Below are 3,874 nucleotides of genomic sequence, written 5' to 3'. Positions count from 1 at the left end.
TTTTAATTCTGGATTCATTATCGGTTTACTTTCAGCATTACGAGGTTGAGAATAAACATTTAACTGACAATCACATTCACTAAAAGGAACATTTTTTCCACCTTTACGAGTTAAAGCAAACCAGGCTAAAGAAGATTTGCCTACCTTTGGATTATGATTGGGAGTAATGTGAAAAGTACAAGCCACATCTTCAGAAACTTCAACATTATGAGCTTGAAATTTGAAAAAGGAATGAACTGGTTTGGTCAGTTTTTGAGACTCTAAAATAGAATCTTTATTTTTTGCTGAAGCAAACTGGAAGTCATTTATTTTTTGACTGTATTTAGATAAATATATATGCTCTAAATCATATTTTTTTTGATTACTAAAAATAAATTTTGGCGAAAGATAGTCGCTAAGTTTTGTAATTTCTCTACCAAAAGAAGAAATCAAAATTAGTAAAGAAATATTCAGACTAATTTTTAACAAGAAAAACATTTTTTTACCTTCTCCGAAATTTATTATCAAATAGTATTTTTGGCTATATTTAGCTTGTTTGAAGTTCTCAGATTACCTCAGAATTATCTTTTCATATAGAATCCGGTTATACAGTATATGTTTATAATTCTATCCACACTTCAATCTCCCCTACTCCCCTACTCCCCCAAATATATAATAAGTATTCAACCGAATTTGATATCAGTGGTGGGTTTACAGCACTTTGCGACTCTATGAGGTAGACTCATCGCGGGCAAGATGCCTGCACTACAATATTTTCAGCATTTACCCTGTAAATCATTTGCCCGAAATATCCTGTAATACCTCACCGTCAATGAGGGTACTTAAAATTGTTTGGGGTTTGTAGACACGGAGTGGCGCGTCGAAAACTATCCATAAGCAATTAGACCTTCTGCCTTCTGCCTTCTGCCTTCTGCCTTCTGCCTTCTTCAAGCACTTGCTTTTGAATTTTAACTTGTTCCAGTGGTGGTACATAATATTTGTCTATAGAAAATAAAGACCAAAACTGATGGGAACGTATAATCAAAACAACTAATATTGTCATGCCAAAAAAAATAGTACGCAACTGATTTCCCAAACTCCATTCCAACGCACCCAAATAATGGGAACCCACCGCCACCACATGAACTCCACATAACAAAAATGCCGGAACACTCAACAAATGTATCCTTCGCCACCACTTACCAAAATATTTCACTGCTCCATCAAAACTCGTCAGCGCTAGCGGTAACATTAACCCCAAACTAAAAATACCTGCCCATATTCCTATCTGATGCAGAGGCAACATAAATGATACTGCCTGCATATTCCAATTTAAACTGTGGTCTAACATTTTTCCTGTATGTGCCACCGACAAAACAAATGCTCCCATTCCTATTACTCGTCGATAACGTAGAGGTTGACTCCAAAACCGACTTAGAGGTCGCGCTACCAATGCTATTATTAAACATAATATTGCAGCAGAACCACTGTAGTCAACCATCTCACCATTTCGCATGACTACCATGATGCCAGTAAAGATACTCACCCATCCTGCCATCTCAAATAGTTGACTACGTTTGTCTGCAGTCAAAAAAGATGTCAACATTCCTACCCCTAACATTGAGGGTAATGTTCCCAACCCAAATGCAAACATAGTCGCTCCACCTAACCAGATATTGCTAGTTTCTGCGGCTTTAATTTGAGCAGCATAGAGAAAACCACATGGCATCAAACCCCAAACTAAACCGAGAAAAGCGGGAGTCCACCATTTGTTTTCCATGGAGAGGTTAACCATAACTGTACTGAGGCGGTTATGTAGGTTGTTTTTTTTCAAGGGGTGGAATATTGGTAGTTTGGGTAATAGTTGTGGTTGCACTTTTGCCAGACCAAACCAAATTAGCATTAAACCTGTGAGTATCGCTAACCACCGTCGCAAGTCACTGTCGATGCCAGCTAAATGACCGCTTGCTACTAATACGGAACCCAATGCACCAATACCAGCACCAGTTAAGGTATAGCTACAGAGGCGGCCGAGGTTAAGCAGGGTATGAAATTGAAATTGATGCCATTTGTTAGGAGGAGTTGGCGGTCGAACATCTGTTCCACTCCGCGATCGAACATCCGTTCCGTTCTGCGATCGCGTAGAAAGAGAGAAAGTTGCAGTCAATGGTCCGCACATTCCAACGCAGTGACCGAAACTGCCAAGAAATCCTAAAGTTGTTAATAGTAATAGGTCTAATAGCACGTTTTTTTTCAGGGATAGTACCCAAATAAATGAATAAAATATTTATAACTCATAATGAATAAAATATTTATAACTCATCAGGAATAATTACATCAATTACTTCTGTCAAAACTCCTATATCTAAAATAACTTTTCTTCTCATAATTACCTTATATTCTCTACTTTAGTTTTTTCAAAGATAGACCGCCTACTCCACTTTCCAAACAGCCAACAAATTCTTTGGCCGCTTCCAACATTGAAATAACTTTTTCCTCTTTTTCTGAAATCTCCTGTTTTTGCCCTTTAAACTTTAAAAATGCAATAAAATCTAAAACTTCCTGCTGTTGTTGAAGAGTTAAATTTTTCACGTTTTCTAAAATTATTTGTTCGTAACTAATTGCTTGAGTCATTTGTTTATTTCCCTACTACATTTAATAGATTTTTTTAGATTTTAGCAGATTTTCGAGATTAAAATTACCAATGTTATCTTTTTCTTTTGGGTTTAATACCCCAATGTCTACACGGTGTTTACAATTGGTTAGATTTTGATTCCCCATCCACTTTTTGCTTCTTCCTTCTTCCTTCTTCCTTCTTCAACAAATTACTTTAAATTTCATTTAGCTGAAGGTCTCTCTAGGTACTTTTTATTATAAGATAAATCCCCAATGCCACTATCAACACAACCAACCCATTGTTTAGCAGCTTCATAAGCAGATATCGGTTTTTTTTCAGGGGTAGGAATTTCTATATTTTGGTTTTTAATATGCAAAAATTTAATAAAATCTAAAACTTCTTGCTGTTGTTGAAGAGTTAATTTTTTCACCTTTTCTAAAATTATTTGTTCGTAACTAATTGCTTGAGTCATTTGTCTATTTTTCTCTTAATTTGAACGATTTTTTTTACATCTTAACAGATTTTTTATGTGACACATAGTCCGTAGACTAATAATCCACAAATTATCAAAATCTAGGGTCAAAATATAGGGTTATGGATAAGTCGAAAAGTAAGATTCTGACTGCCCTTGGTAGTTTGATTAAACAACGTCGGATGAAATTAGGAATTTCTCAAGAAGAGCTTGGATTTCGATCTAATTTAGATCGTACCTATATATCTGGACTAGAACGTGGTGTGAGAAATCCTTCTCTAACTGCTCTTGTTAGTTTAGCTGCGGGAATGGGTATTAGTGTATCTGAACTTCTTGATAATTTAGAGGCAGAAGCTAATAATATAGAGTGAATAATCAAGACTTAGTAGAAAAGTTAAAATCTACATTTAGAAAAAACTCTACTCAATTAAAAGTATTTAATCTTTTATCAGATAGAGAATGGCATTGTCGTAGTTGTGAGGGTAAAAACATAGCATCAGAACAATATGCAGGTGGAGGTGGTACTCAAGGATTACAAAGAGGTACAAAAAGTCGCCCTGGTTTAGAAATTAAAACAGAAAGAAAGTTCTGCAAGACTTGTTAAAAACAAACAACATGGGATTGTTGGACAGGAAAAATTAAAGCAGCAAATGCTCCTGCTAATATTCCCTCAGAATTAGTTGAAAAAATATTATCTGTCTATTTCTATGTAGATGTGATTGAACAAAGACAACGACCGCGACATGAAATTATTATTGACCATCGCTTTCCAATGGCCTGCACCTTGGGCAGTTGTAAAACTTCCA

Annotated in this window: 5 protein-coding genes and 1 pseudogene; 2 read left to right on the top strand and 4 right to left on the bottom strand. The window is 35.7% G+C overall.

The genetic code is table 11. The features are described from left to right. From F6K13_RS22695 to F6K13_RS22680, 4 genes and pseudogenes are all read right to left on the bottom strand, one after another. A pseudogene (locus tag F6K13_RS22695) lies at window positions 1–477 on the bottom strand (hypothetical protein); the annotation flags it as partial. A gap of 403 nt (window positions 478–880) precedes the next feature. Beyond that, window positions 881–2,224 (bottom strand): sulfite exporter TauE/SafE family protein, encoded by a 1,344-nt coding sequence (locus F6K13_RS22690; RefSeq protein ID WP_287288454.1) that lies wholly within the window; start codon window positions 2,222–2,224, stop codon window positions 881–883. A gap of 158 nt (window positions 2,225–2,382) precedes the next feature. Beyond that, on the bottom strand, window positions 2,383–2,613 hold the full coding sequence (locus F6K13_RS22685) for a hypothetical protein (RefSeq protein WP_124147177.1): 231 nt from the start codon (window positions 2,611–2,613) through the stop codon (window positions 2,383–2,385). A 203-nt stretch (window positions 2,614–2,816) separates the two neighbouring features. Next, a complete protein-coding gene (locus F6K13_RS22680; RefSeq protein WP_124147178.1) occupies window positions 2,817–3,068 on the bottom strand; it encodes a DUF2281 domain-containing protein in 252 nt (83 codons plus the stop codon). A gap of 122 nt (window positions 3,069–3,190) precedes the next feature. Here F6K13_RS22680 and F6K13_RS22675 point away from each other — a divergent pair, with 122 nt between their 5' ends. Next, window positions 3,191–3,439 carry a helix-turn-helix domain-containing protein gene (locus F6K13_RS22675; RefSeq protein WP_124147179.1) on the top strand — a complete coding sequence of 83 codons (249 nt, stop codon included), beginning with the start codon at window positions 3,191–3,193 and terminating at the stop codon, window positions 3,437–3,439. Further along, window positions 3,436–3,672 carry a hypothetical protein gene (locus tag F6K13_RS22670; protein ID WP_124147180.1) on the top strand — a complete coding sequence of 79 codons (237 nt, stop codon included), beginning with the start codon at window positions 3,436–3,438 and terminating at the stop codon, window positions 3,670–3,672. The genes F6K13_RS22675 and F6K13_RS22670 overlap by 4 nt, the downstream gene beginning before the upstream one ends. The last annotated feature ends 202 nt before the right edge of the window (window positions 3,673–3,874 follow it).

The organism is Okeania sp. SIO2B9, from assembly GCF_010672505.1.
GTDB classification, from domain to species: Bacteria; Cyanobacteriota; Cyanobacteriia; order Cyanobacteriales; family Microcoleaceae; genus Okeania; species Okeania hirsuta.
Note: the sequence above shows the minus strand (reverse complement) of the source record. Positions and strands in the feature narration are given on the sequence as shown.

Bases quoted from the DNA above. Each gene is read 5' to 3' on its own strand.
- F6K13_RS22685 (WP_124147177.1), bottom strand. From the start codon at position 2,613: ATGACTCAAGCAATTAGTTACGAACAAATAATTTTAGAAAACGTGAAA.
- F6K13_RS22680 (WP_124147178.1), bottom strand. From the start codon at position 3,068: ATGACTCAAGCAATTAGTTACGAACAAATAATTTTAGAAAAGGTGAAA.
- F6K13_RS22675 (WP_124147179.1), top strand. From the start codon at position 3,191: ATGGATAAGTCGAAAAGTAAGATTCTGACTGCCCTTGGTAGTTTGATT.